The following is a 24290-nucleotide window of genomic DNA, read 5'->3' as shown; positions in this document are numbered from 1 at the left end:
AACATTGTTATGATCTTCAAAATATCACAAGAAAACGTAGTTAAATGTAAACAAGTGTAAACTTGAAATATTCTACCTGAAGTGTGTGAATACAGTATGAACAAAGGGACGCAGCCCTAGCAAAGCGCCCCTTATTGTCGTTTTCGAGTACTAATGTACTTAACGTTGACGCTCGTAAACACTGAGATTGACGGCGGTGGCGAGGTTAAGGGACTCAATTAAGCCCACCCCAGGGATGGTAAAGGCTTTGGCCTGCAAACTGTCCAACTGATCACGGGGCACACCGCGGGCTTCATTGCCAAAGATGTAACAATCACACTGTTTAAACGCTGGCGAGCTGAGCGGCTCGCCCTGCATATCCAAGCAACCAATGGCGCTAAAACGCTCTGGCAAAGTGGTAATGTCGACATCCAGTTCCATCGGTACATGGAACAGCGCGCCCATGCTGGAGCGAATCACCTTTGGATTGAAAGGATCGACGCTGCCAGGGCTTAGCAATAAGCGAAAGCCGCCAAACCACGCTAACGTGCGCAAAATAGTGCCTAAATTACCGGGATCTTGGATTTCATGCAGATAAATGCCAACCGTTTCTTCATTTGCCATAGGCGAGATAGCGGCCATTGGCACGACCGCCAAGATGCCCTGAGGACTCTTGGTGTCGGACATGCCAGCCATCTGCTTGTTGCTGACTTCGATCTTTTCAAACTGGGTTGACCAATCGGCATAGTCTGCCGTGACATAAAGCTTCGCGGCCGCCAGTTTTGGATTGTGCTTGGCGGCGTTTTCCAGCTCTAGTACCAAGTGTTCCCCTTCCACTAGGCAATGGCCTAGCTCTTGGCGATATTTCTTTTGGTGGAGCTTTTTGATTTGGTCAATTTTCATCTTAAGCACCTTGCTGCTTGAGCATGTCCAGCGCGACGGCTTCAGCGACTTTGATGCCGTCAATGCCCGCTGACAAAATACCGCCCGCGTAGCCTGCGCCCTCACCGGCTGGATACAAGCCTTGAGTGTTTAAGCTCTGGTAACTTTGGTTGTCACGGGTAATACGGATTGGCGATGACGTACGAGTTTCGATACCGGTTAGGATGGCATCTTCGCGATCAAAACCACGGATCTTCTTGCCAAACGCAGGCAGCGCTTCACGTACCGCTTCAATGATAAAGTCTGGCAGCCCATCCGCTAGGTCACACAATTGAATCCCCGGCTTGTAGGATGGCTCTACGTCACCCAGTTTGGTCGATGCTTGGCCTTTGATAAAGTCACCCACTAGCTGCGCAGGCGCTTTGTAATCCGAGCCGCCTAGCTTGTACGCCACTTCTTCTAAACGTTCTTGTAGCTCAACCCCTGCCAAGATGCCTTCTGGGTAATCTTGCTCTGGGTTAATGCCCACCACGATGCCAGAGTTGGCATTACGCTCGTTACGGGAGTACTGACTCATACCGTTAGTCACCACACGACCTTCTTCCGATGTCGCCGCCACCACGGTACCACCCGGACACATACAGAAGCTGTACACCGCACGGCCGTTTTTCGCATGGTGAATCAGTTTGTAGTCCGCTGCACCCAGCTCAGGGTGACCGGCGTATTTACCCAGACGGGCTTTGTCGATTAAGGACTGTGGGTGCTCGATACGAAAACCAATGGCAAATGGCTTCGGCTCAATAAAGACATCATTTTTGTGCAGCATACGGAAGGTATCACGAGCACTGTGTCCCAGCGCCAACACCACGTGCTTGCTTTCTAACACCGTGCCGTCTTGCAATGCGACACCGGTGATCTTTTGATCTTCCATCAACAGGTCAGACACCTTGGCTTCAAAGCGGATTTCACCGCCCAGCTCAATGATCTCTTCACGCATTTTCGCCACCACACCGGTTAGACGGAAAGTACCGATGTGCGGCTTGCTGACGTACATGATTTCTTCTGGTGCGCCAGCGCGAACGAATTCGCTCATCACTTTACGGCCGTAGAATTTTGGGTCTTTTACCTGACTGTAGAGCTTACCGTCGGAGAACAAGCCCGCACCGCCTTCGCCATACTGTACGTTCGACTCGGTATCCAGCTTATGGTTACGCCACAAGGCCCAGGTATCTTTGGTACGTTGGCGTACGTTACGACCACGTTCTAAGACGATCGGTTTAAAACCCATTTGTGCAAGGGTTAACGCAGCGAACAAGCCACAAGGACCAAAGCCCACGACGATTGGGCGCTCAGTTAGGTTTTCTGGTGCGCTTGCCACTGGGTGGTATTCGATATCAGGCGCCACTTTCACATGCACATCGTCCTCAAAACGCGCCAAGACCGCTGCATCATTACTGGTAGTTAAGTGAATGATGTACACGAAGGTGATTTCGGTGTTCTTTTTACGCGCGTCGTAGCTGCGTTTGAATACAAAGAAATCCTGAAGTTCTTCGTCCACAAGGTTAAGGCGTTTGATAATCGCCTCGCGCAATGCATCTTCTGGATGGTCTAGGGATAGAGAAAGTTCTGATAAACGAATCATGGAAAGGTCCTGGCCGATTGACTCGGCAAAAGATAGTCCGGCGACAACTGTCGAAAGTAAATTAAGTGGTCGCATTATACGCGGGCGCTGTGCACAAGTCAGTCAGAAGCGTTCGCTCAGCCATAAAAACTGCTATGTTACAGGCTGTCTTTCGCGCTATGAGAATTGTCCATGCATCAGAACGTTAATTTGAACCTGTTGCGCTCGTTAAAAGTGTTATTGGAAGAGTGCCATGTGAGTCACGCGGCACAACGCTTACACCTGACCCAATCTGCCGTCAGCCGCCATTTAAGTCAGTTACGTGAACTGTTTGACGACCCGCTGTTGGTTCGCGATGGCAATGAACTCATTCCCACCCCCAAAGCACTGCAACTGCAGCAAAAGCTCGAACATTGGTTTATGGCGCTGGATGGCATGATGAGTGACGAAAGCTTCGCACCACAACACTGGCGCGGCGAGTTTGTGTTCTCCTCCAGCGACTATGTGGCCGAATACATCCTGCCAGAGATTATCAAGGTGTTTAGCCAAGCCGCCCCGCAGGCCACGTTAAGTTATCGTCTATGGCAGCCAAGCCTGCTCAGCCAATTACATGAGTCTGGCATTCACCTCGCCTCAAGCATGTCATTAGACGCGCCACAAGGGTTGTCCTCGGTCCAGATCGGCCACGATCACTCTGTCTGTCTGATGAGCATTGATCATCCATTGGCCCAACAAGACGCCCTCTCCATCGAAGATTTACTTGCTTATCCGCACGTCAAAATCATGGGGGGCGGCGATAAGGACGGTTTGTTTGAAAGCGCCCTGAATGAACTGGGGCGCAAGCGGCGCATTGCGCTGAATGTGCCGTTTTTCTTTGCCGCGGCGCAAGCACTGTGCCAAAACGATTTATTGCTGATCACACCAGAGCATATCGCACGTCAATTGGCAGAACGCTATGCGCTCACCTACCACGCGCTGCCGATTGCCTTACCTGCCCATAAATACTGGCTCACTTGGCACAGCAAATACGACTTGGATCCGTCCCACCTCTGGGCACGCACCATGATTGCTGAGGTGATGAAACGGGTGAAAGGCTCCATTAGCTATGATTCAGAATCATAGTTATCTTGATAAATCATGATTTCATTTAATTCCTTTGGCTTGCTAAGGTCGCCGCATTGACAAGGAGAACTGTATGACACTGACGATCTGGCTTTCACTGCTTACCATTTGTACATTGGGCGCCATGTCCCCAGGCCCGAGTTTGGTGACGGTGACCAAACACAGTTTAGCGGGCGGCAAAATCAATGGCTTAGCGGCTGCTTGGGCCCATGCCTTTGGCATTGGCGTGTATGCGTTTATTTCCATGGTCGGCTTGGCCGTGGTCTTCCATCAGTTACCTTGGCTGTATCAGATCATCAGCTATGCAGGCGCAGCTTATTTAATCTATTTAGGTGTGAACGCCATTCGTTCCAAAGGCGGTATTGCGGCCAAGCTCGAAGCCGGACGCACCATGCCGGTGTGGCAATCCGCCAAAGAAGGCCTGCTGATTTCTCTGTTAAGCCCTAAGATCGCACTTTTTTTCGCCGCACTGTTTAGTCCGTTTGTGGCATTGGTAACGTCCTTAGAAGGTCAGATGTTGATGGTACTAACGCCCTTTATCACTGACGGTTTATGGTACACCCTGATTACCTTAATGCTTTCAAATCAACGTCTTCTGGACACATTACGCCGTAAAGCCGTGATCATTGACCGTCTATCTGGGCTGATTTTAGTGGCCTTGGCAGGCAAGATTTTATTGTCCGCTTAACGCCCTCTGACGAGCTTGCTTCCTTTGCTGAATCGCTGGCAGCGGTTACAATAGCGTTTTTTCTCAATCCGGTAGCAAAACACCATGGCTCGATCAAAAAGCAGTAACCGTTGGCTCGATGAACACGTCAACGACCCATACGTTAAAAAGGCACAAATGGACGGTTACCGTTCCCGCGCCAGTTACAAACTGCTGACGCTGAACGAGAAAGACAGACTGATCAAACCCGGCAACTTGGTACTGGATTTAGGCTCTGCACCAGGTGGTTGGTCGCAGGTCGCGTCCAAGCTTGTTGGTGAAAAAGGTAAAGTGATCGCGTCCGATATCCTACCGATGGACTCGATTGCTGGCGTCGAATTTATACAAGGTGACTTCACCGAACAAGACGTCTTCGACCAGATCATGACCGCGGTAAACGGCGCACCGGTCGACGTGGTGATTTCTGATATGGCACCCAACATGAGCGGCGTCTCGACCGTTGACCAAGCTTCGTCTATGTATCTTGTTGAACTGGCCTTAGACATGGCCATTCAAACCTTGAAACCAAAAGGCTTCTTTGCGGTAAAAGTGTTCCAAGGCGAAGGCTACGAAGAATTCGTTAAGCAAATGCGTCCACATTTTGACAGTGTCGTGGTGCGTAAGCCAGAGTCCTCTCGCGCGCGTTCTCGTGAAGTTTACTTAGTCGGCCGCGGCTTTAAAGGCTAATTTGATGCAGTTAAAAACCTCCATTCGTCTGAATAAATACATCAGTGAAAGTGGCTTGTGCTCACGTCGTGAAGCCGACCGTTTTATTGAGCAAGGCAGTGTTTACATCAACGGTAAACGCGCTGGCATCGGTGATCAAGTCACCCCGGGCGACCTTGTTAAAGTCAACGGCCACACCATTGAACCGATGGAAGCGGAAGATCTGATCTTTATCGCGGTCAACAAGCCGGTAGGCATTGTCAGCACCACAGAGTCGAGCGAACCAAACAACATCGTCAGCTTTGTGAAGCACGGCGCACGTATTTTCCCAATTGGTCGTTTGGACAAAGACTCGCAAGGTCTGATCTTTATGACCAACAACGGTGATTTGGTGAATAAGATCCTGCGTGCGTCGAACAACCACGAGAAAGAATACTTGGTCACGGTCAACAAACCGATCACCGATGCTTTTATTGAAGGCATGAGCAACGACGTGCCGATCTTGGGTCAGATGACCAAGAAATGTAAGGTGCATAAAGAGTCGACGTTTGTCTTCAACATCACCTTGGTACAAGGCTTAAACCGCCAAATTCGCCGTATGGCGGAGCACTTCGGTTACGACGTGGTGCAGCTTGAGCGTATTCGCATCATGAACGTTTCTCTAAAAGGTCTAGCCTTGGGCGACTGGCGCGATTTAACGCCTAAAGAGATCAACACCATTGATGAGTTAACCAAAGACTCCGATGGCAATGCTGCGCCCAAAGCGTCCAACCCTCGTAAACCTAAGCCACGTCCACAGGGGCAAGGCAAAGGCAATCGCGATGGTAACCCGCGTGCTGGCGGCCAAGGTCGTTCCGGTGATTCGCGTGGCAATGGCAAGCCAGCGGCAAGGGGACGTGGTAAACCGGCTCAGGGTAAACCGAACGGAAAAGGCGGCAAACCTGCTCCAGCAGGCAAAGGTGGCAAACCACAAGGTCATGGCGGTAAGCCGGCCACCGCAGGAAAAGGCGGCGCAGGTCGCAGCAAGCCCATGCCAAACGGTAAAGGTGGCGCTGGTGCGGGTCGCGGCAAGCCTGCCAAACCAGTAGGTAAAGGCGGACGTAGCCGCTAGAGGCTTAAGCCCCCCAGCGCTGCTGCTGATATTGTTTTGGGGTACAACCCAGCTGCTTTTTGAAGAAGGTGATGAAGGCGCTGACCGACTCATAGCCTAAGTCCTCGGCAATACGCTGGATCGGCCGATGCTGCGCCAAGCCTTCTAGCGCTAATACTATATGCAGCTGTCCGCGCCACTGACCAAATGTCAGGTGGATTTTCTGTTTGATTAAACGGGCCAAGGTGCGTTCACTCATATTGTAACCCTGTGCCCAGTCACTGAGCGTGCGTCGATCGTGCGGTGCGGCCAGTAAGCGCCGCGCAAGATCGTTTAAGCGCGGCTCCTCTGGCAAAGGAAAATCAAACGCTTCCCGTGGCGCTTGCTCTAATAAATCTATCAAGACCTGCTGTAATCGCCCACGAGCTGGGCTGCCCGCCTCACTTGGCAGCTGTGCAATGTGTACGATTAATTCCCGCACTAACGGAGAGATCGATAAGGTACACACAGCATCAGGCAAGCTGGCGTGCTCACCATCGATAAACACCATGCACACATCGGAATAGGCATCAAACGTGTTTCGATGCACGACCTCACCAGGTACCCAAACCGCACATAACGGCGGTACCAACCACATACTTTGCTCAACATAGCTGGTTACAGAGCCACTCAAGGTGAGAATTAACTGGCCCTTTTGATGTACATGCCAAGGCGTTTCGGATACTTGCGTCCGATGCACCGCCCGCTCCGTGATCAGGGGGTCATTAGAGCGATCAGCGGGGCCGAAATCGGTGATCACATGGCGCTCAGGCTGTCTGAATTTAGGCATTTATTGTCATTATCTCGAAATACTACATAGAGACTACGTCATATACTGATCGGACTCCAACCCTAAACTGACCCTGAAGGCCTTTATGTTTGCCACTCTGACCCGCCGCGATTGGCTACTGCTCAGCTTTATCTTTGTCATGGCACTGAGTCTTCGTGGACCTGTGGTCGGCATTGCGCCATTGATCGATGTGGTGGAATCGTCACTGCATTTATCCAGCTCTGCATCCGGATTATTAACCACGCTCCCCATTCTTGCGTTTGCCTTGTGTGCACCACTCGCAACTTGGCTCGGACGCCGTTGGGGATTGGAATTGGCCCTCTTCGTTGGCTCTATCGCCATCGCGGTGGGCATTGTCATGCGGAGCCTGAATGCCTTACCAAGTCTGTACCTTGGCGTTACCTGTATCGGCGTCGGCATCGCCATTGGTAATGTATTACTGCCGATCTTATTAAAACGCGACTTTCCCCAGCATATTCTGCAACTCACCGCTGTCTACGTGCTGATGATGAACCTCGGTGGGGCCTTTATGACTGGCTTTGCTGTGCCCATTGCGCAATGGGCACCCACTTGGCTTCCTCAACTGGCGGGCTGGTCAGCAGCGCTACTGAGTCACCTTCTGTTTATTTTGCCGGCGCTCTTGTTGTGGTGCTGCATCCCGAAACAGCCGCTTGCCAGCGCAACAACGACGGACAGGCCCAAACCCATGTGGCGTTCACCACTGGCCTGGACGATTACCTTATTTTTAGCCCTCGACTCGGTGTTGAATTACATTGTAAATGCTTGGATTCCCACTATTTTGGCCGCGAAAGGCTACGACGCTACCACTGCGGGTCTGTATCACAGTTATCTGCAAGCCGCCGGTATGATTCCGGCCTTTGCACTGCCGATTTTGAAACGCTATGTCGGCCACCCAAGACAGCTGGCAGGTATTGCCGTGTGTGCTACCTTAGTCAGTTTATTAGGCTATGCCTTTGCCCCAGCACTGGCGGCTGTTTGGTCGTTTCTGTTCGGCTTTGGCTGCACCCTTGGCTTTGTGATGGGACTGTCGTTGATCAGTTTGCGTACCGGCTCGGTACGTGATGCTGCCGCCCTCTCAGGCATGGCGCAGTTGGTGGGCTATTTAATGGCCGCTGCCGGACCGGTAAGCATCGGGGCCTTGTATGACTGGACTCAAGACTGGCAGTACCCGCTGTATGCCTTGATCGCTATCGTGGTGCTGTGGGGCGTGATCGGTTGGTTTGCCAGTGCTCAGGAGTCAGAGCACTGAACCAAGGTCAATTTGGAATGATGATGGTAAAGCGCGTACCCTGCTCATCGCTGCGCACTTCAATCTTGCCATGCAACAGACGCGTCACCCATTGATGCACCATATACAAGCCAAGACCAGAGTGCTGTTTGCCGCGCCCCGTGGTCACAAATGGCTCCCAGATGGTACTCAGCAACTGCGCCGGAATGCCTTGACCATCATCCGCAACTTCCAACACGAAGTCATCCTCCTGCTGTGCCGTGATGTGTATCGCACCAGGCTGCCCCTCCATAAAGGCATGCTCTAACGCATTTAGAATCAAATTCTGCAGCACCTGAGACAGTACATCCTGCGCACTGTCCAGTGTTAAGTCAGGATCAACATGCAGCGCTATTTGGATGTTGTCATGCTTCTTTAACATCGATTTCAGTGGCGACAGGGTATCCTCTAACATGCGCTGCACATTAAAGACTTCATTGCCCGAGTCCGCCTGTTGCTGAGTAATGCGCTTAAACTGCTGAATCACATTCATAGCATGCTTGAGGTTGTGCATGGCCAACTCGGTGGAACTGGTGTAGAGCTCTAGTACCTCTGCGTCCACATGGGGCTCAATACGCGTTTTTAGGTGTTGTAGCGCGGATAAGTTCAGACGTATGCCCCCTAGCGGCGTATTCAGTTCATGCCCCACACCAGCCACCATCAAGCCGAGGGACGACAAGCGCCCCTTTTCAACCAGTTCATCTTGCAACGACAACAGCGTTTTATTGGCCTCTGTGAGTTTTTGCTGGGTGCTTTCTAGAGCCGCTTTCTCCGCAGTGATGTGTGCTAGATTCTTGCGGCGCTGTTCACTGTTGCGCCACCACAACAGGCCAAACGAGGTCAGGATGGTATACGCCACCACAGCCATTGTTATCACAGCCAAAGCAATAAAACTGCGCTCCTGACGCCACACGTCAGCCCGAACCTGTGATAAGAAGTAATAATACGGGGCTTGTGATGTCCCCTCATCGACATGCACAGGGGATGAGGATAAAGGGCGCCCATCAGGCAATTGAATGGGCGTCAGCGATTGGCTCTGATCGATGCCTTGCCAGCTTGCCGGATAGGTGTTGGCAAACGAAGATAAGATATCGCCATATAAGTGCAGCCATTCCAACTCTGGCCGAGCAGCCAATAACCACTCTCCTTTCGTATTGACCATTTCTAAGGTGTTATGAGCACTTTGCATCGAGCGCAAGCGGGTAAAGAGGTAGTTAAGATTGTAGTTCAGAACTAATAAGCCCAGCGTTTGCTGCGAAGCATCTTGTACCTTGAGACTGGCACGGATGGTCACCTCATAGGGGCGCACAATATTGCCATTTTCAATATTGAGATCGATCGGCGTCATGAGTACCGTCGAGGCGTCCGCTGCGATACCTTCGGTGAAGTAGTAGCGATTGGATTTATCCTGCAGCTCGGCCAAAGGCACCCATTCAACCTGACGATCACGCACATTGATGCGCACCTTCTCTAAGCCATTCGGTGCCAACCAACGAATCTGCGAGACGTAATCGGATAAACCTTGGACACGCGAGAAATATTGCGCGACGGCAACACGCCATGCCTCCTCGTCGGGGTAACGGTCCGGGGTGAGCCGCTCTTGCAACTCCCCCCCCATGTATTCGACCACTTGTTTAATGTGGCCCAATTCACGGGACATCACTGCTGTGCCACGGTTGATGAGCTGCACCTGCTCAAACCGCAGACGCTCACGCAGTTGCTCCTGCCATAGCTGAAATACGACCGCCGCGCCTAACACGACCAGCAGTAGCGGGAGAAGGTAGATGATAATCAGAGGACGCTTCATGCTCTAAATGTTGATTTCCTGATTGGATTCGCTCCAAGTTAACACATCTTCAAGTAGCATGGGCCTAGCAATATGATAGCCCTGCCCCGCATCACAGCCCATTTGCAGCAGCATTTGATACTGTGACTCGGTTTCAATGCCTTCGGCAATGACACTCATGTTGAGCAAATGGCCTAGGTTAATAATCATCTGTACAATTTGCTTATCTTGATCAGTCTGCTCCATGCGCATGATGAACTGACGATCGATTTTCAGTTCTGCCGCCTTAATTAACGACAGATAGGACAAGGATGAGTAACCCGCGCCAAAATCGTCAATGCTGACACGAATTCCCAATGCACTGAGTTTGTCTAAATAATCGGCCGCCGAGCGCAGCACTTCAATCAACTGCGTTTCCGTGACCTCTATTTCAATGCTGTGTGTGGCCACTTGTTGCTGCTGCAGACACTCACAAAAGCGTGTAACAAAGTCGGCACGGGAAAACTCAGATCCGGCGATATTGACGGAAATAGGTACTTCGATCCCAGCTTGACGCAGGTGCTTGACGGCTTCACAGGCACGCACCGCTACATACTCATCGAGTTTATCAATCAAGCCTGAGGTTTCCGCTAACGGCACGAAATGATCGGGAGGGATCATTCTGTCGTTCGCATCCCGCCAACGTACTAGCGCTTCAAAGCCCACCAGTTGGCGGTCTTGCAGGCGTACTTTAGGTTGCAGGTGAATAAAGATTTCTTCGTTATTAAGCGCAACACGTAGCTTTTTCATCAACTCATAACGATCTTGTATTTCGGCCAATTCCGACGCTTCGAAGAGACCAAACTCCATGTTGCGATGTTTGGTTTGCTCAAGGATAGATTTGGCGATCCCCAAGATTTGCTGCGGCTCTTGGTACTCCATATCGGACAGTTTGACCAAGGCGCCGGTGAGATCAATATGGTGCTTAGCGCCGTCCATCTCAATTTGTGGGTGCAACACATGCTCTAATGTCTCGCGATCATAGTCTTGCTGGTCATAAATCAACACCAGTAAAGTGTCGCGCTCATACATCACGATATCGATGGCCTTGACGAAGCTGGCTTTTAAATAGCTTGCCAAATGCTTCATCAAGGAACGGCCAAACTTCACTCCCAGCAGCACTTCACTGTAAGACAAGTCTTCGACAAACAACATTAGCAACTTGGCATGCTGGCGCTCGGCCAAGGTTAAGCGCTCAAGCTGATGCAGCATCCAGTTTTTATTTTGTAAGCCGGTGATCGAATCGAAGTATGCTAATTCCGACAAACGGCTGTGTAAGGCGACATTGCTGAAACCAGCATTGATGTTTTCACCAAAGATTTGCAGCAAATCGATTTCGTAATCCGTCAACGGGCGGTCGCAGTTAATCAGCACCACATAATCGCGCTGATCGACCTCTTCACTGGTGAAATATAAGGCCGACAATGGGGTATCAATGACATGACCCTGAGCGCTTAAACTTTGCGAGAACACGCGAAACAGCTCAGAATCTTTGGAGACATTGCCCAAATACTGATTGGCCCACGCTTTATAGATCCCTGAAACGGCGAATACGAGGGCTTTTTCGGGGGACTCTTCTTGTTGATGAATAATGCACACGATGCCGCCTTGATTGACGGAGAAAATCTTGCACAGCTCCTCAAGGATGGCTTGGGTATAGCCTTTCAAGTCGAGTTTATTACTGAGGCGTTGACTGGATTCGATCAGCATTTGCAGCCCCAGACGAGCCTGCTGCATGGCTTGCATATGCTCCCATGTCCGCAAGTTTCCTAGCACGATGGTCTGCAAGTGTTCGAAACTTAGATCACTCTTATTCCAATAGTCATCCACATCGTAAAGCGCCATCAAATCATCCAATGGCATCATGCCCGGCTGCCCCGTCAACAACACTATTCGCACTAGCTGATTATCAAGGCTATTGCGAATACTGCGTACCAGTCTCAAACCGGAGTCATCCTGTTCCATCACCACATCCAGCAGCACAAGACTGATATCTGGGTGCTGCGCTAATACTGTTGCCGCTTGTTGCGCACTATTGGCCGCCAAAAACTCCACTTCTCGGCCGCCATAGTTCAACGTTTTCAGCGATAGCAACAGGCTGCGTTGGTAAGCGATGTCATCTTCAACCGTGAGAATTTTACAGCGCCGCAAGGGCACTCGGCGCGAATCCATGTTCCTGATAGCGTCCATCTCGTTCCATCCCGCTCTAATCGAGCCTTATCTTTAATCGAATCCTAATTAAGTTATAGATGCATTCTAAGTCTAGGACACGTTGCAAATTGTAACCATTTACATTCGTCAACTTTACGCTAGAGGCAATTTCTTAAACCCTCACTGAGGCCGCTGTTTCCCAGTATAAATATGCTATAGTGACGGTTTCTTTATTCCATTCAAATCTTGCTCAGCAAGGTAGGGTTATGACAAAACAAAAAGGCAATCTCTTCATCCTATCAGCGCCATCGGGCGCGGGTAAATCGTCCCTGTACAAAGCACTGCTACAAACGGATCCTAAAGTTCGCATTTCCGTTTCTCATACCACCCGTGCGCCACGCACCGGCGAAGAGCACGGTCGCGAATATTTCTTTGTGGATGTGGATTCTTTCTTGGATATGATTGCCGAAGACGCCTTTTTTGAGCATGCCCAAGTGTTTGATAACTATTACGGCACTTCGAAACAAGCTATTTTTGATATGCTTGAACAAGGCTTGGATGTGATTTTGGAAATCGATTGGCAGGGTGCACGCCAGGTACGCGAGCTGTACCCTGATGCGATTGGTATTTTCATTTTACCGCCATCTCTAAGTGCCCTAGAAGAGCGCCTAACCGGCCGTGGCACCGATGCCGCGGACGTCATTGCGCGCCGCATGTCGAAAGCAGTCAACGAAATGTCGCACTATGACGAGTACGAATACGTCATTATCAACGATGATTTTGAGGAAGCGTTGCAACAATTAAAGGCCGTTTTTGTAGCAAATCGTTCAAGAACACCATTAATCCAAGAGATTCACTCAGATCTCCTCAATGATCTCTTGTCATAGTGATCGCCCGTTAAGTAAAATTGACGGCACTAATTAGTGATTAATTCTTACCCTATATAGAGGTCAAACATGGCTCGAGTTACAGTTGAAGATTGTCTAGAAAACGTAGATAACCGTTTTGAGTTGGTAATGGTAGCCGCAAAGCGCGCGCGCCAGCTAGCCACTGGTGGTGCAGACGCTAAAGTTGCACTAGAAGAAGACAAAATGACCGTAGTTGCACTACGTGAAATCGCTGAAGATCTAATCAACGCGAAAAACGTCGACTTCCAAAACAAGCCTAAGACTGAGTTCTAAGCATTGATGGTTCGCATCGCTCAACGCACGATTTTCTGGTTTAGCTTTTCCTGATGTGAGGTGAGCGGTGTCTACTATTGAAGTTTTAGCTCAAACCCTTAGCCAATACCTGCCCCATGAGCAGGTTGCCACGGTTAAGCGCGCGTATTATTACGCCGAACAAGCCCATGATGGCCAAAAACGTAAAAGTGGCGAGCACTATGTGACGCACCCACTTGCGGTGGCTTTCATTTTGGCGGACCTACGCATGGATTGTGAAGGTCTGACCGCAGCCCTGCTGCACGATGTGATTGAAGATACGGGGATTTCCCGCGAATCTTTGGCCGAACAATTCGGTGAGGGTGTGGCAGGTCTGGTAGATGGCGTGAGTAAGCTGACTCACCTTGAGTTCAATAGCCAGCTAGAGAAACAAGCCCACAACTTCCAAAAAATGGCCATGGCCATGGCCGATGACATTCGTGTCATCATGGTGAAACTGGCCGACCGTCTGCATAACATGCGTACCCTTGATGCCATGCCAGGCCACAAGAAACGCCGCATTGCCCGCGAAACCCTCGATATTTACGCGCCTATTGCCAACCGCCTCGGTATGTACGATGTCAAAGTGGACCTAGAGTCCTTGGCCTTCGAAGCCTACTACCCGATGCGTGCGCGCATGCTCAAGCGCGCGATTAATAAGCGCTACGGCCAGCGTGAAAAGGCCATGCAAAAGCTTGAGGACTTTATTCGCTCGGAATTGGCGGCAGACTATATCGATGCCACCATCAGCGTGCGTGAGAAGCATACCTACAGCATCTACCAGAAAATGCACAAGAAACGCCGTTCTCTGGAAGAAATCATGGATGTCATGGGTGTGCGTATCGTCACCGATCGCCAAGACAGCTGTTACCGCATCTTAGGGGTGATTCATGCCCTGTTTAAACCGATCGAAGGCCGCTTCAAAGATTACATTGCCGTACCCAAATCGAACGGTTACCAGTCGTTGCACACCACCGTCGTGGGCAACAACGGTTTACCACTAGAAGTACAAATCCGTACTCAAGAGATGGATATGGTGGCGATCAATGGTATCGCCGCGCACTGGACCTACAAATCTCAAGGTCAGGCCATTACCACAGCGACCAACCACGAGCGTGCCACCAAGTGGGTGAAAAGCTTACTTGAGATTCAAGAAAAAGCGCACAACCCGATGGAGTTCATCGACAACGTTAAAAGCGACCTTTTCCCTGATGAAGTGTATGTGTTTACACCGAAAGGGGAAATCATCGAACTACCGTCTGGTGCGACCCCCGTGGACTTTGCTTACGGCGTGCACACGGAAATCGGTAACACCTGTATTTCCTGTCGTATCAACCGTCGTCTAGCGCCACTGAGTACACAGTTGGAAAGTGGTCAAACCGTTGAAGTCATCACCGCGAAAAGCGCCCAGCCAAACGTCGCTTGGTTGAGTTTTGCCATCACCGGTAAAGCCCGCACCAACATCCGCCATTACCTGAAATCGAAACAGCGTGAAAACGCCATTTCCTTTGGTTACCGACTGCTGACGCGCTCCTTGAATGCGTTCCGCACCACAGTAGAAGAGCTGACCGACGAGCAAATTCAGGTGGTACTGGCATCACACCACCTTGAAAACATGGACGACCTACTGGAGTCCATTGGTAAAGGTCGTCATGTGGGCTATGTGGTCGCGCGTCAGTTATTCCCGAACTTTAATGAAGATGAACTGATCACACCGAAGTCGTTGAAAGTGAACGGCTCCGAAGGCATGCTGATTTCCTACGCCAAATGTTGTTCGCCGATCCCGGGTGACCCGATTGTCGGCTACGTGCAAGTGGACAAAGGCGTAATCATTCATCATCAGAGCTGTCCGAACATTCAAGACCACCTCGCTAACCCAGAGCGCTACATCCGTATGACCTGGAGTAAAGAAATCGAGGAAGAGCTGAATGTTAGTCTCATCGTCAGCTATATGAACGAACGTGGTGCGGTGGCAAAAATCGCCAGCTCCATCACGGATACCGACTTCCAAGTGTCGAACTTGGATATCATTGAGCGCGGTAAGATTTCCCGTTTACGTCTCAACATCGCCATTTCCAGCCGTGTTGGCTTGGCCGATGTGATGCGTCGTATTAAAGCTGTGCGCTGTGTTGAGAAAGTGACCCGTGAAACCCTCGTGAGTCGCTGATCAAGCAGTGCTAATTGATTAATCTTTAAGGATTCCACATCATGGCAAAACAAGTGATCTTCTCTGAAAACGCACCGGCAGCGATCGGCCCATACTCTCAAGCAGTTCGTGCGGGTAACACGGTTTACCTATCTGGCCAAATCCCACTGGTTCCAGCAACAATGGAAGTGATCAGCGACGACGTTGCCGAGCAAACGACTCAAGTTTTCCAAAACCTACAAGCAGTATGTGAAGCCGCTGGCGGTTCTCTAAAAGACATCGTTAAGCTAAACATCTACATGACTGACCTAGGCAACTTCGCTCTAGTCAACGAAGTGATGACAAAATTCTTCGTTGAACCATACCCAGCTCGTGCAGCACTAGGCGTTCGCGCGCTACCAAAAGGCGTTGCGGTTGAAATCGAAGGCGTGATGGTACTAGAAGACTAAGCTTCTGTTATCGAGCCGAAAAGAAAGGCGCTTGGAGCAATCCAAGCGCCTTTTTTGTTGTCTGGGAGGGGGTTACAAGCCTGCATTCCTATGCGCTAACCACTCATGATAGTCGGCCATCATGCTTTCATACCCCGCCACATAGGATGGGTATTTCGGCGTCCACCCCAATTCGCGCAGCACTGTCGTTACGATACGCTTACCACGAGCGGGCAGATAATCGGTCAACTTGATGCTATCCGGTAGCGGTGGCGGCACTTGCAAACGGGCTGCGAGCCATAGTTTCACTTCCCACATGGAGGTCGGTTGACCATCGCTAGCGATCAGATGCGACGGCAGCGCGGTTCCAGCCAGCGTCTGCTCTCCCAATAGACACAAGGCCGACACCACATCATCGCGATGAATGCGGTTGGTCCACTGATTGACCGTCCACACATCGCCACGGCGTACTCCCTCGATTAAACGATAACGACTCGGGCCATAGATGCCGGAACAGCGCAGCGCCGTGCCCGATAGGCCGTCACGCAACACCTGCTCGGCGGCGAGCAGTTTTTCTGCGGTTTCAGATGCCGCCACGGCTTGGCTTTGATCATCAATCCACTCACCACGATTTTGCCCATAAACGCTGGTGCTGGAAACAAAAATGACGTTTGGCTGTGGCCGTCCTTGGTAAGCCGCTACCAAGGCACTGGCCGTGTCCACATACGCCGCTTGGTAGGCTTCGGCACTGCGTCCCGTGGGTGTCATAATCAAATACACCAACTCTGCATCCGGCCATTGCTGAGTCGGCAATGTGACAAGATCATGGGTGATGCCCTGCACGCCTTCAGGAAACACTTTCCCAGAACGGCGAATACCGGTGACCTCATGCCCTTGCTCAATAAAATGGCGCGCCACTCCCTGACCTAAATCGCCACAACCTGCTATCAGAACCTTTGTCATGATTCCCTCAATCCTTGCAAAAAATGCCTAACTGCCTTGAAACAGTACACTTTATCAAAATATGTATTATCATAGTTAATACCAATTAAAAGGGTAACAGACTATGACGCTAACAGAACTCAAATACATCGTTATGCTAGCAGAAGAGAAACACTTTGGTCGCGCTGCAGAACGTTGTCACGTTTCCCAACCCACACTCAGTGTGGCGGTGAAGAAGTTGGAAGACGAACTCGGTGCCGCGATTTTCGAACGCAGCAAAAGTTCAGTCTATATTACCCCGATTGGCGAACAAATCATTACCCAAGCGCGCCGAGTGCTTGAGCAAGCCAATATGATTAAAGAGTTGGCCTCCTCTGGTAAAAACCAGTTGCGCGGTCCCCTCAAGGTGGGCGCCATCTTCACCATCGCCCCGTACCTGTTCCCGTCTATGATTCCCGAACTCAAAAGCATCGCCGAAGGCATGCCACTACAGATCGAAGAGGATCTCACTGAAAACCTACGTCCAAAGCTACGCAATGGCGAACTCGATGCCATCATTGTCGCATTGCCGTTTCGCGAACCGGATGTGGTAACACAGCCCATTTACGAAGAAGAGTTTGTGGTGTTGATGCCAAAGGATCACCCTTGGACTAAGTTAGAACATGTCAGCACCGACCAGCTCACTACCGATAACTTGCTGCTGCTTGGTAAAGGCCACTGTTTCAGTGATCAAGTGATGGAAGCCTGCCCACTGGTCGGTGAAGACGAACTCAACGACGGCCACACCATTGTCAATGGCAGCTCTTTGGAAACCATCCGCTATATGGTGTCATCAGGTTTGGGAGTGACGGTGTTACCCAAGTCGGCCGTGACCCACTTAGACGAAAGTATTTTGGCGGTGCGCCCATTTAAATCACCAGTGCCCAAACGTACCGTTGCGCTGGCTTGGCGTGCCAGCTTCCCACGCCCGCAGGCGATTGAGTCCCTAAGCCAGTCGATCAAAGCCGCTTGTCAGAAGTTAAATCTAGGCTAATCATGGTCGATGCACTGGAAACCCAAGATATCAAAGAGCTAAAAGGCGTCGGCGCAGCGATGGCGGAAAAACTCGCCAAGCTGAACATTCACACGGTGCAAGACGCCTTGTTTCATTTACCGATCCGCTATCAAGACCGCACCCGCGTGGTGCCCATTGGCCAGCTGCGTTTCGGCGACGAAGCGGTGATTGAAGGAGACGTCAGTGGCTGTGAAATCAAGATGGGCAAACGCCGTAGCTTGATCTGCCGTTTGCGCGATCATTCTGGCTCTCTGTGTCTGCGTTTTTTTCATTTCAATGCCGCGCAAAAGAAGCAATTAGAACAAGCCGGACGAGTGCGCTGTTTTGGCGAGATTCGTCGCGGCAGTACTGGCTTTGAAATCTACCACCCTGAATACAGTGTCATAAAAGACGATGATGCTCATGAAGGCACCGAACAGCTAACACCGATTTACCCGCTTACGGAAGGCATCACGCAGACTAAGATTCGCCAGATCTGTGAACAAGCGCTCGAGCGTTTAACGCCTTACAACTTACGTGAGTGGCTGCCAGACAGCATTCGCCAGCAATTCAGCCTGCCCTCGTTAGCCGATGCGATCCAGTTTCTGCACCATCCGACCCGTGGCACGGATCTTGAGCAATTAAAGCGTGGCGCGCACCCTGCCCAATACCGTTTATCCTTTGAAGAGTTGATGGCACATCAGTTGTCCTTGATCGGCAAACGCCAAATGGCCAAGCACGATCGCGCCGTCGTGGTGCCAGAACGCGGCGCCCTCGTCGATCAACTACTGACCCAATTACCGTTTGCCCCCACTGGCGCCCAGCAGCGTGTTAGCCAAGAAATTCTCAATGATCTTGGCACCGGCCATCCGATGCTGCGTCTCGTGCAAGGGGATGTAGGCTCTGGTAAAACCCTAGTGGCGGCGATGGCGGCCGCGGCCGTGGTACAACAAGGCTACCAAGTCGCCGTGATGGCACCGACAGAGATCCTCGCCGAGCAGCACTATATCAACTTCAAACAATGGTTTGAGCCGCTCGGCCTTGAAGTGGCATGGATGATTGGCAAACTCAAAGGCAAACAACGGGAAGCCGAGCTGGAACGGATTGCTTCCGGCAGCGCGAGTATCGTCGTTGGCACCCATGCCCTGTTCCAAGAGACCGTCGCCTTTAAAGGTTTGGCCCTCGCCATCATTGATGAACAACACCGCTTTGGTGTGCATCAACGCATGGCGCTGCGTGAGAAAGGCCTACAGGCGGGCTTTCAGCCACATCAGCTGATCATGACGGCAACGCCCATTCCACGTACCCTAGCGATGTCCGCCTACGCCGATTTGGATTGCTCGATTATTGATGAGCTGCCCCCAGGACGCACCCCAGTGAACACCATCGTGGTGTCTGATCAACGCCGTGATGAAGTGATTCAACGCGTGCGTCACGCCTGTGAGGAAGGCAAACAGGCCTATTGGGTGTGCACCCTAATCGAAGAATCCGAAGCCTTGCAGTGTCAGGCGGCGGAAGACACCGCCATCTTGCTGCAAGAGCAGTTAGCCGGACTGACCATTGGCTTAGTCCATGGCCGCCTCAAGGCACAAGAAAAAGCCGATATCATGGCCCGCTTTAAAGCCGGTGAGATTCAATTATTGGTCGCCACCACAGTCATCGAAGTGGGTGTCGACGTGCCCAATGCCAGTTTAATGGTCATTGAGAACCCAGAACGCCTCGGTTTGGCGCAATTACACCAATTACGTGGCCGTGTTGGACGCGGCCAAGCCGCCAGTCACTGTGTGCTCCTGTATCACGCACCGCTGGGTCAGCAAGGTAAAGCTCGCCTCGCCACCATGCGCGAAACCACGGATGGCTTTAAGATCGCTGAAAAAGATCTAGAGCTGCGTGGCCCCGGTGAACTGCTCGGTGCCCGTCAAACCGGTCTGCTGGAGTTTAAAGTGGCTGATTTACAACGGGATAAAGCCCTCCTACAACACGTCCAACAGGCCGCCGCACAGCTGTATCAGCACTACCCTGAGCACGTCTCACCGCTGCTATCACGCTGGTTGCCCAAGCATCAGCAATATTTGAATGTCTAACCGTAGAATATTGTTGCATTTGCCTAGTTTTTAACCAGACTGTCACATATTGGTTTGAAGATAGCCTTCATTACCCGCACCCTGCCAAGGGATAACAGAGGAACCTGCCCGTGACTGCCATTACTGAATCATTCGCGTTAGAAAAAGATCTGACTTTCACCGGTAACTACGGTTACCGTATCCAACAAGATCGCGTGATCATTAACCTTGATCAGATTACCAGCCAACGCGACTTACTGAACCTCAGTGGTACGCTAGCGCTTGAACTGCGCGCTTACCAAGCCGATGGCAGCACGGCCGTATTGGCCAGCACTGTCATAGGGCAACTGTCTGGGCAGCACTTTCTCGCCAATTGTCAGTACGACCTAGTCTTTCAAGCACCGCCTGCGGGGCAATGGCAGATCGCACTTGAACTGCGTGAATGGGATGGCGAGCACTACGCGCTGGTTGAGCGCCAGTGGTTTGATCAACCCTATACGCTAACAAGCGAACTCAAAAACACCGATGATGCCATTGTCAGCAAGGAAGATAATGTCATTGTGGCCGACTTCACACCGGCTGGCGACAGTGTCACAAGCGCTGCCGAAGAACCTGCGAGCAGCAGCGACGAGCCGATCGACAAAGCGGCCCCTAAGAAAACCAAGAAAAGCAGCAAAGTTGAGAAAGTATTGCTGAGCGTAAACCATAGCAGTCTAGAAGAGCTCAGTGATATCAAAGGCTTACCGAAAAAAGTGGCCAAGGAAATTGTTGAAAAGCGCCCCCACTCATCTTGGGAAGGGCTGCTTAAGCTAAAAGGCATGGGGCCTAAACTGCTAAAAAAGTTAAGCAAGGTTTTAAAGCTTAATTAAGCTCGCCCACACTGGTTCAGGCATAAAAAACCACGCTTATCGAGCGTGGTTTTCACTTTTCTAACAGGACTGCAAAGCGCTTAAGGTATCTTCACCACAGTGGTGTTTTTCACTTCTTCCATGGCCACATAAGTACGTGATTCGCGTACGTGAGGCAGGGTCAGTAAGGTTTCACCGAGCAGATGGCGATAAGCGTCCATGTTCGACACGCGGGCTTTAAGCAGGTATTCAAAATCGCCGGCGATCAGGTGACATTCCAAGACTTCTGGGATCTCAGACACCGCTTCTTTGAACTCATTAAAGCCTTCTGGCGACGTGGCTTTTAAGCGGATTTCAACAAATACCAATAAGCCAGCGTCCACTTTACGCGGATCAACCAAGGCACAGTAGCCCGTAATATAGCCATTACGCTCCAGTCGACGCACACGCTCCAAACAGGGTGTCGCACTCAGACCTACACGACTCGCAAGCTCCACATTCGATAAGCGACCATTGATTTGCAGCTCACGCAGGATCTTCTTATCCAATCTGTCCAAAGGCTTTGCAGACGTTTCCATCAATATGACTCTCCGAAGGTAACTGCCATTTAATTTAACGTGATTCTACCACGGGGCAAATAGCTTAGGAAAAATAACCACTATCACGCGCCCACAAGCGCAAGAAATAGCGCCTCCAGAAGCGCGCACCAATTCAACACACAAAGCAACCACTAGCACCCATTGCAGACCAAAAGCGCTATTGTGTGCATTTATCCATCAGAAACTAGACTGTTTTTGCGTCAATTAAGGGAAAAAAAATAATCTCGCGCACCAAGCTTACACAAAATAAACAAAAACTATTAATTGCAAATTTCAAATTAACCTATAGTTATTAAGACCTTTAGAAAAAGGAAAAAATTTGCACTCAACAGGGTTTTCACCTTGACTAAAGGGTCAAAACAGTAATTCCATTAGGCGGTGCCCTGCTATTTCAGTAGATCGCACTGGACTAGAGTAACAACAAAAACAATTAAAAATGTTGGCAAGCTACTTGCTTTATACTTTGTACGAAAGCGAACGGAGAGCGATCTGCAAACGTATTTGAAAGGATCTTCAAAGCAGAATCGACTTTGCAAACATAACAACTAGTAAACGCCTGGAGGCAAAATCATGAAATCGAACGTTGGTAAAATTCTAACCACCGCCGCGGTGGCTGCAACGATCAGTACCGGTGCTGCAGCAGCAACATTGGACGATGTGAAAGCAAAAGGCTTTATCCAATGTGGCGTAAGCCAAGGGGTTCCAGGATTTTCAAACGCTGACGATGCGGGGAACTGGACAGGGATCGATGTGGATGCTTGTCGCGCAGCCGCTGCCGCAATCTTTGGCGATGCGCAAAAGGTGAAATTCACACCACTTTCTGCAAAAGAACGCTTCACAGCCCTACAATCGGGCGAGATTGACGTACTTTCTCGTAACACGACTTGGACTTACACTCGTGATACGTCTCTAGGCTTAGACTTCACCACCACCAACTTTTACGACGGCCAAGGCTTTATGGTGCGTAAAGATCTAGGGGTGGAAACCGCAATGGATCTGGACGGTGCTACCGTCTGTACCGAGCAAGGCACCACCACAGAGCTCAACATGGCGGACTTCTTCCGTAAGCACCAGCTATCGTATGTTCCAGTTATCGTGCAAAAAGCCGATGAAGCCTTGGCCGCCTATGCATCGGGCCGTTGTGACGTCTTCACGACCGATAAGTCTGGTCTAGCGGCACACCGTTCCAAGTTGTCTGACCCAGCCGCGCACATGATTCTGCCGGAAACCATCTCTAAAGAACCGCTTGGCCCTGTGGTACGCCATGGTGATAACCAGTGGAAAGACATCGTCACTTGGGCGCTGTTCGTGCAAATCAACGCCGAAGAGATGGGCATCAGCTCGGAAAACGTTGCGCAAATCAAAGCTGAATCAAAAGATCCAAGCGTACGCCGTCTACTCGGTGCGGAAGGCAACATGGGTGAAGCACTTGGCCTAAACTCGGACTGGGCTTACAACATCATTGCCGAAGTCGGTAACTACGGCGAAGTGTTTGAACGCAACGTAGGACCGAATACACCGGTAGGTCTACCACGTGGCGTCAACAACCTTTGGACCGAAGGCGGCGTGCTGTACGCGCCACCAGTACGTTAATCACGTACCTCTCCCCTGATCTACTTTGGGATACTCCCCAGTGGCCGACACCACTGGGGACCCACTTCCGTTTTCCATCTGACGAGCATTTTTGCCTGAACCAAGATGAATGAAAAAACGACAACCAATACAAGCTTTTTTAACGACGCCGGCAATCGTGCACTGTTGTTTCAAACGCTACTCTTAATCGCTGTGATGGCGGTGGGTTATTACCTATTCCACAACCTGCAAGCGAACCTACAAACCCAAGGGATTTCGACCGGTTTTTCATTTCTTAATGAACCGGCAGGGTTCCCCATCTTAATCCACCTAATCGAGTACACCGAGGCCAATAGCTATGGCCGAGCGTTTGTGGTCGCGTTATTGAACACCATTGTGATCTCGTTAATGGGGATTGTGCTGGCGACCATCATTGGGGTCATCATGGGTCTGGCCCGTTTATCGCAAAACTGGTTAGTCGCACGCCTGGCCACGGTTTACATCGAGACCTTGCGTAATATCCCTTTGCTACTGCAAATGTTTTTCTGGTACTTCGCCGTCCTAGCGGCTTTGCCTCATCCACGTAACAGCATTATTTTTGGTGATTTTCTACTTAACAAGCGCGGCATTTACTCACCCAACCCCAGCTTCCAAGACGGCATTGGCATCGCGGTGGCGGCATTTTTTATCGCCGTAGCGGGCGCCATTGCCTTGATCGTATGGGCGAAGAAGCGTCAAAAGAAAACCGGTGTTTGGTTCCCTGCTTACTGGACCTCTATTGCCATTATTCTGGTCGGCACCATCCTAGGATTTGTCATCGCAGGCTTCCCAGTGGAATTTGAACTGCCACAAAAAAGCCGCTTTAACGTCTCTGGCGGTATGGTACTGGTACCTGAGTTTGTCGCCGTGCTAGTGGCCTTATCTACTTACACTGGCGCCTTTATTGCTGAGATTGTGCGCGCGGGCATCTTATCCGTGAACTGGGGACAGACTGAAGCCGCACGCTCTTTGGGTCTGCGCGATAGCCTGACCCAACGTCTGATTGTGCTACCGCAAGCACTGCGCGTCATCATTCCGCCTTTGACCAGCCAATTCTTAAACCTGGCCAAGAACTCTTCACTGGGCGCGGCGATCGCCTATCCAGAGCTGGTGGCTGTGGTTATGGGGACGACGCTGAACCAAACGGGTCAGGCGATCGAAACCATCGGTCTGTGTATGTTGGTATACGGCTCATTGAGTTTGTCCATTTCATTCTTTATGAACTGGTACAACAAGAAGATGTCGCTGATAGAGCGCTAGGA

Annotated in this window: 21 protein-coding genes; 14 read left to right on the top strand and 7 right to left on the bottom strand. The window is 50.8% G+C overall.

The window, feature by feature from the left end; translation table 11 throughout:
* Window positions 1-159: 159 nt before the first annotated feature.
* On the bottom strand, window positions 160-882 hold the full coding sequence (locus tag MAQ5080_RS09265; RefSeq protein ID WP_067205957.1) for a TrmH family RNA methyltransferase: 723 nt from the start codon (window positions 880-882) through the stop codon (window positions 160-162).
* 1 nt (window position 883) lies between these two features.
* Window positions 884-2503: an NAD(P)/FAD-dependent oxidoreductase gene (locus MAQ5080_RS09260; RefSeq protein WP_067205954.1), complete on the bottom strand. Its 1620-nt coding sequence runs from the start codon at window positions 2501-2503 to the stop codon at window positions 884-886.
* Between the two features lie 171 nt (window positions 2504-2674).
* Here MAQ5080_RS09260 and MAQ5080_RS09255 point away from each other — a divergent pair, with 171 nt between their 5' ends.
* The 4 genes from MAQ5080_RS09255 (at window position 2675) to rluF (ending at window position 6087) form a co-directional block, all read left to right on the top strand.
* Complete coding sequence (locus MAQ5080_RS09255; RefSeq protein WP_067205950.1) at window positions 2675-3604, top strand: LysR family transcriptional regulator; 930 nt, start codon at window positions 2675-2677, stop codon at window positions 3602-3604.
* A 73-nt stretch (window positions 3605-3677) separates the two neighbouring features.
* Window positions 3678-4292, top strand: a complete 615-nt coding sequence (locus MAQ5080_RS09250; RefSeq protein WP_067205946.1) for a LysE family translocator — start codon at window positions 3678-3680, stop codon at window positions 4290-4292.
* Window positions 4293-4376: 84 nt separating this feature from the next.
* A complete protein-coding gene (rlmE, locus tag MAQ5080_RS09245; protein WP_067205942.1) occupies window positions 4377-4997 on the top strand; it encodes a 23S rRNA (uridine(2552)-2'-O)-methyltransferase RlmE in 621 nt (206 codons plus the stop codon).
* 4 nt (window positions 4998-5001) lie between these two features.
* A complete protein-coding gene (gene rluF / locus MAQ5080_RS09240) occupies window positions 5002-6087 on the top strand; it encodes a 23S rRNA pseudouridine(2604) synthase RluF (RefSeq protein ID WP_067205938.1) in 1086 nt (361 codons plus the stop codon).
* Window positions 6088-6091: 4 nt separating this feature from the next.
* On the opposite strand, the gene MAQ5080_RS09235 is transcribed toward rluF, so the two are convergent.
* The gene (locus MAQ5080_RS09235; protein ID WP_082861007.1) at window positions 6092-6895 is read right to left on the bottom strand and encodes an AraC family transcriptional regulator; all 804 of its coding nucleotides are present in this window, start codon (window positions 6893-6895) and stop codon (window positions 6092-6094) included.
* A gap of 85 nt (window positions 6896-6980) precedes the next feature.
* Between MAQ5080_RS09235 and MAQ5080_RS09230 the strand changes: the two genes are divergently transcribed.
* Window positions 6981-8165: an MFS transporter gene (locus tag MAQ5080_RS09230; RefSeq protein WP_067205935.1), complete on the top strand. Its 1185-nt coding sequence runs from the start codon at window positions 6981-6983 to the stop codon at window positions 8163-8165.
* 7 nt (window positions 8166-8172) lie between these two features.
* Here the strand turns inward: MAQ5080_RS09230 and MAQ5080_RS09225 are convergent, their stop codons facing one another.
* Both MAQ5080_RS09225 and MAQ5080_RS09220 read right to left on the bottom strand, forming a co-directional pair.
* Window positions 8173-9990 (bottom strand): sensor histidine kinase, encoded by a 1818-nt coding sequence (locus MAQ5080_RS09225; protein WP_067205931.1) that lies wholly within the window; start codon window positions 9988-9990, stop codon window positions 8173-8175.
* A 3-nt stretch (window positions 9991-9993) separates the two neighbouring features.
* Window positions 9994-12198 carry a GGDEF/EAL domain-containing response regulator gene (locus MAQ5080_RS09220; RefSeq protein ID WP_067205927.1) on the bottom strand — a complete coding sequence of 735 codons (2205 nt, stop codon included), beginning with the start codon at window positions 12196-12198 and terminating at the stop codon, window positions 9994-9996.
* A gap of 227 nt (window positions 12199-12425) precedes the next feature.
* On the opposite strand from MAQ5080_RS09220, the gene gmk reads away from it, so the two are divergent.
* From gmk to MAQ5080_RS09200, 4 genes are all read left to right on the top strand, one after another.
* A complete protein-coding gene (gmk, locus tag MAQ5080_RS09215) occupies window positions 12426-13046 on the top strand; it encodes a guanylate kinase (protein WP_067205923.1) in 621 nt (206 codons plus the stop codon).
* Between the two features lie 69 nt (window positions 13047-13115).
* Complete coding sequence (gene rpoZ / locus MAQ5080_RS09210; protein WP_067205920.1) at window positions 13116-13340, top strand: DNA-directed RNA polymerase subunit omega; 225 nt, start codon at window positions 13116-13118, stop codon at window positions 13338-13340.
* 67 nt (window positions 13341-13407) lie between these two features.
* Complete coding sequence (locus MAQ5080_RS09205) at window positions 13408-15525, top strand: RelA/SpoT family protein (RefSeq protein WP_067205917.1); 2118 nt, start codon at window positions 13408-13410, stop codon at window positions 15523-15525.
* A gap of 41 nt (window positions 15526-15566) precedes the next feature.
* The gene (locus MAQ5080_RS09200; protein ID WP_067205912.1) at window positions 15567-15953 is read left to right on the top strand and encodes a RidA family protein; all 387 of its coding nucleotides are present in this window, start codon (window positions 15567-15569) and stop codon (window positions 15951-15953) included.
* Between the two features lie 72 nt (window positions 15954-16025).
* Here MAQ5080_RS09200 and MAQ5080_RS09195 read toward each other — a convergent pair whose 3' ends face one another.
* Entirely contained in the window at window positions 16026-16895 is an 870-nt protein-coding gene (locus tag MAQ5080_RS09195) for an NAD-dependent epimerase/dehydratase family protein (protein ID WP_067205908.1), read from the bottom strand.
* A gap of 103 nt (window positions 16896-16998) precedes the next feature.
* Here MAQ5080_RS09195 and MAQ5080_RS09190 point away from each other — a divergent pair, with 103 nt between their 5' ends.
* The 3 genes from MAQ5080_RS09190 (at window position 16999) to MAQ5080_RS17240 (ending at window position 20839) form a co-directional block, all read left to right on the top strand.
* Window positions 16999-17907, top strand: coding sequence for a hydrogen peroxide-inducible genes activator (locus MAQ5080_RS09190; RefSeq protein ID WP_067205905.1), 909 nt, complete (start codon window positions 16999-17001; stop codon window positions 17905-17907).
* Window positions 17908-17909: 2 nt separating this feature from the next.
* Window positions 17910-19991, top strand: a complete 2082-nt coding sequence (gene recG, locus MAQ5080_RS09185) for an ATP-dependent DNA helicase RecG (protein ID WP_067205902.1) — start codon at window positions 17910-17912, stop codon at window positions 19989-19991.
* A 110-nt stretch (window positions 19992-20101) separates the two neighbouring features.
* On the top strand, window positions 20102-20839 hold the full coding sequence (locus MAQ5080_RS17240; RefSeq protein ID WP_197464551.1) for a helix-hairpin-helix domain-containing protein: 738 nt from the start codon (window positions 20102-20104) through the stop codon (window positions 20837-20839).
* 80 nt (window positions 20840-20919) lie between these two features.
* On the opposite strand, the gene lrp is transcribed toward MAQ5080_RS17240, so the two are convergent.
* Window positions 20920-21396 carry a leucine-responsive transcriptional regulator Lrp gene (gene lrp / locus MAQ5080_RS09175; protein WP_055462571.1) on the bottom strand — a complete coding sequence of 159 codons (477 nt, stop codon included), beginning with the start codon at window positions 21394-21396 and terminating at the stop codon, window positions 20920-20922.
* Window positions 21397-21987: 591 nt separating this feature from the next.
* Here lrp and MAQ5080_RS09170 point away from each other — a divergent pair.
* Window positions 21988-23010, top strand: coding sequence for an amino acid ABC transporter substrate-binding protein (locus tag MAQ5080_RS09170; protein WP_067205899.1), 1023 nt, complete (start codon window positions 21988-21990; stop codon window positions 23008-23010).
* A 105-nt stretch (window positions 23011-23115) separates the two neighbouring features.
* Complete coding sequence (locus MAQ5080_RS09165; protein WP_067205896.1) at window positions 23116-24288, top strand: amino acid ABC transporter permease; 1173 nt, start codon at window positions 23116-23118, stop codon at window positions 24286-24288.
* Window positions 24289-24290: the final 2 nt, after the last annotated feature.

Source organism: Marinomonas aquimarina, assembly GCF_900089755.1.
In the GTDB taxonomy this organism is placed as follows: Bacteria; Pseudomonadota; Gammaproteobacteria; order Pseudomonadales; family Marinomonadaceae; genus Marinomonas; species Marinomonas aquimarina.
Note: the sequence above shows the minus strand (reverse complement) of the source record. Positions and strands in the feature narration are given on the sequence as shown.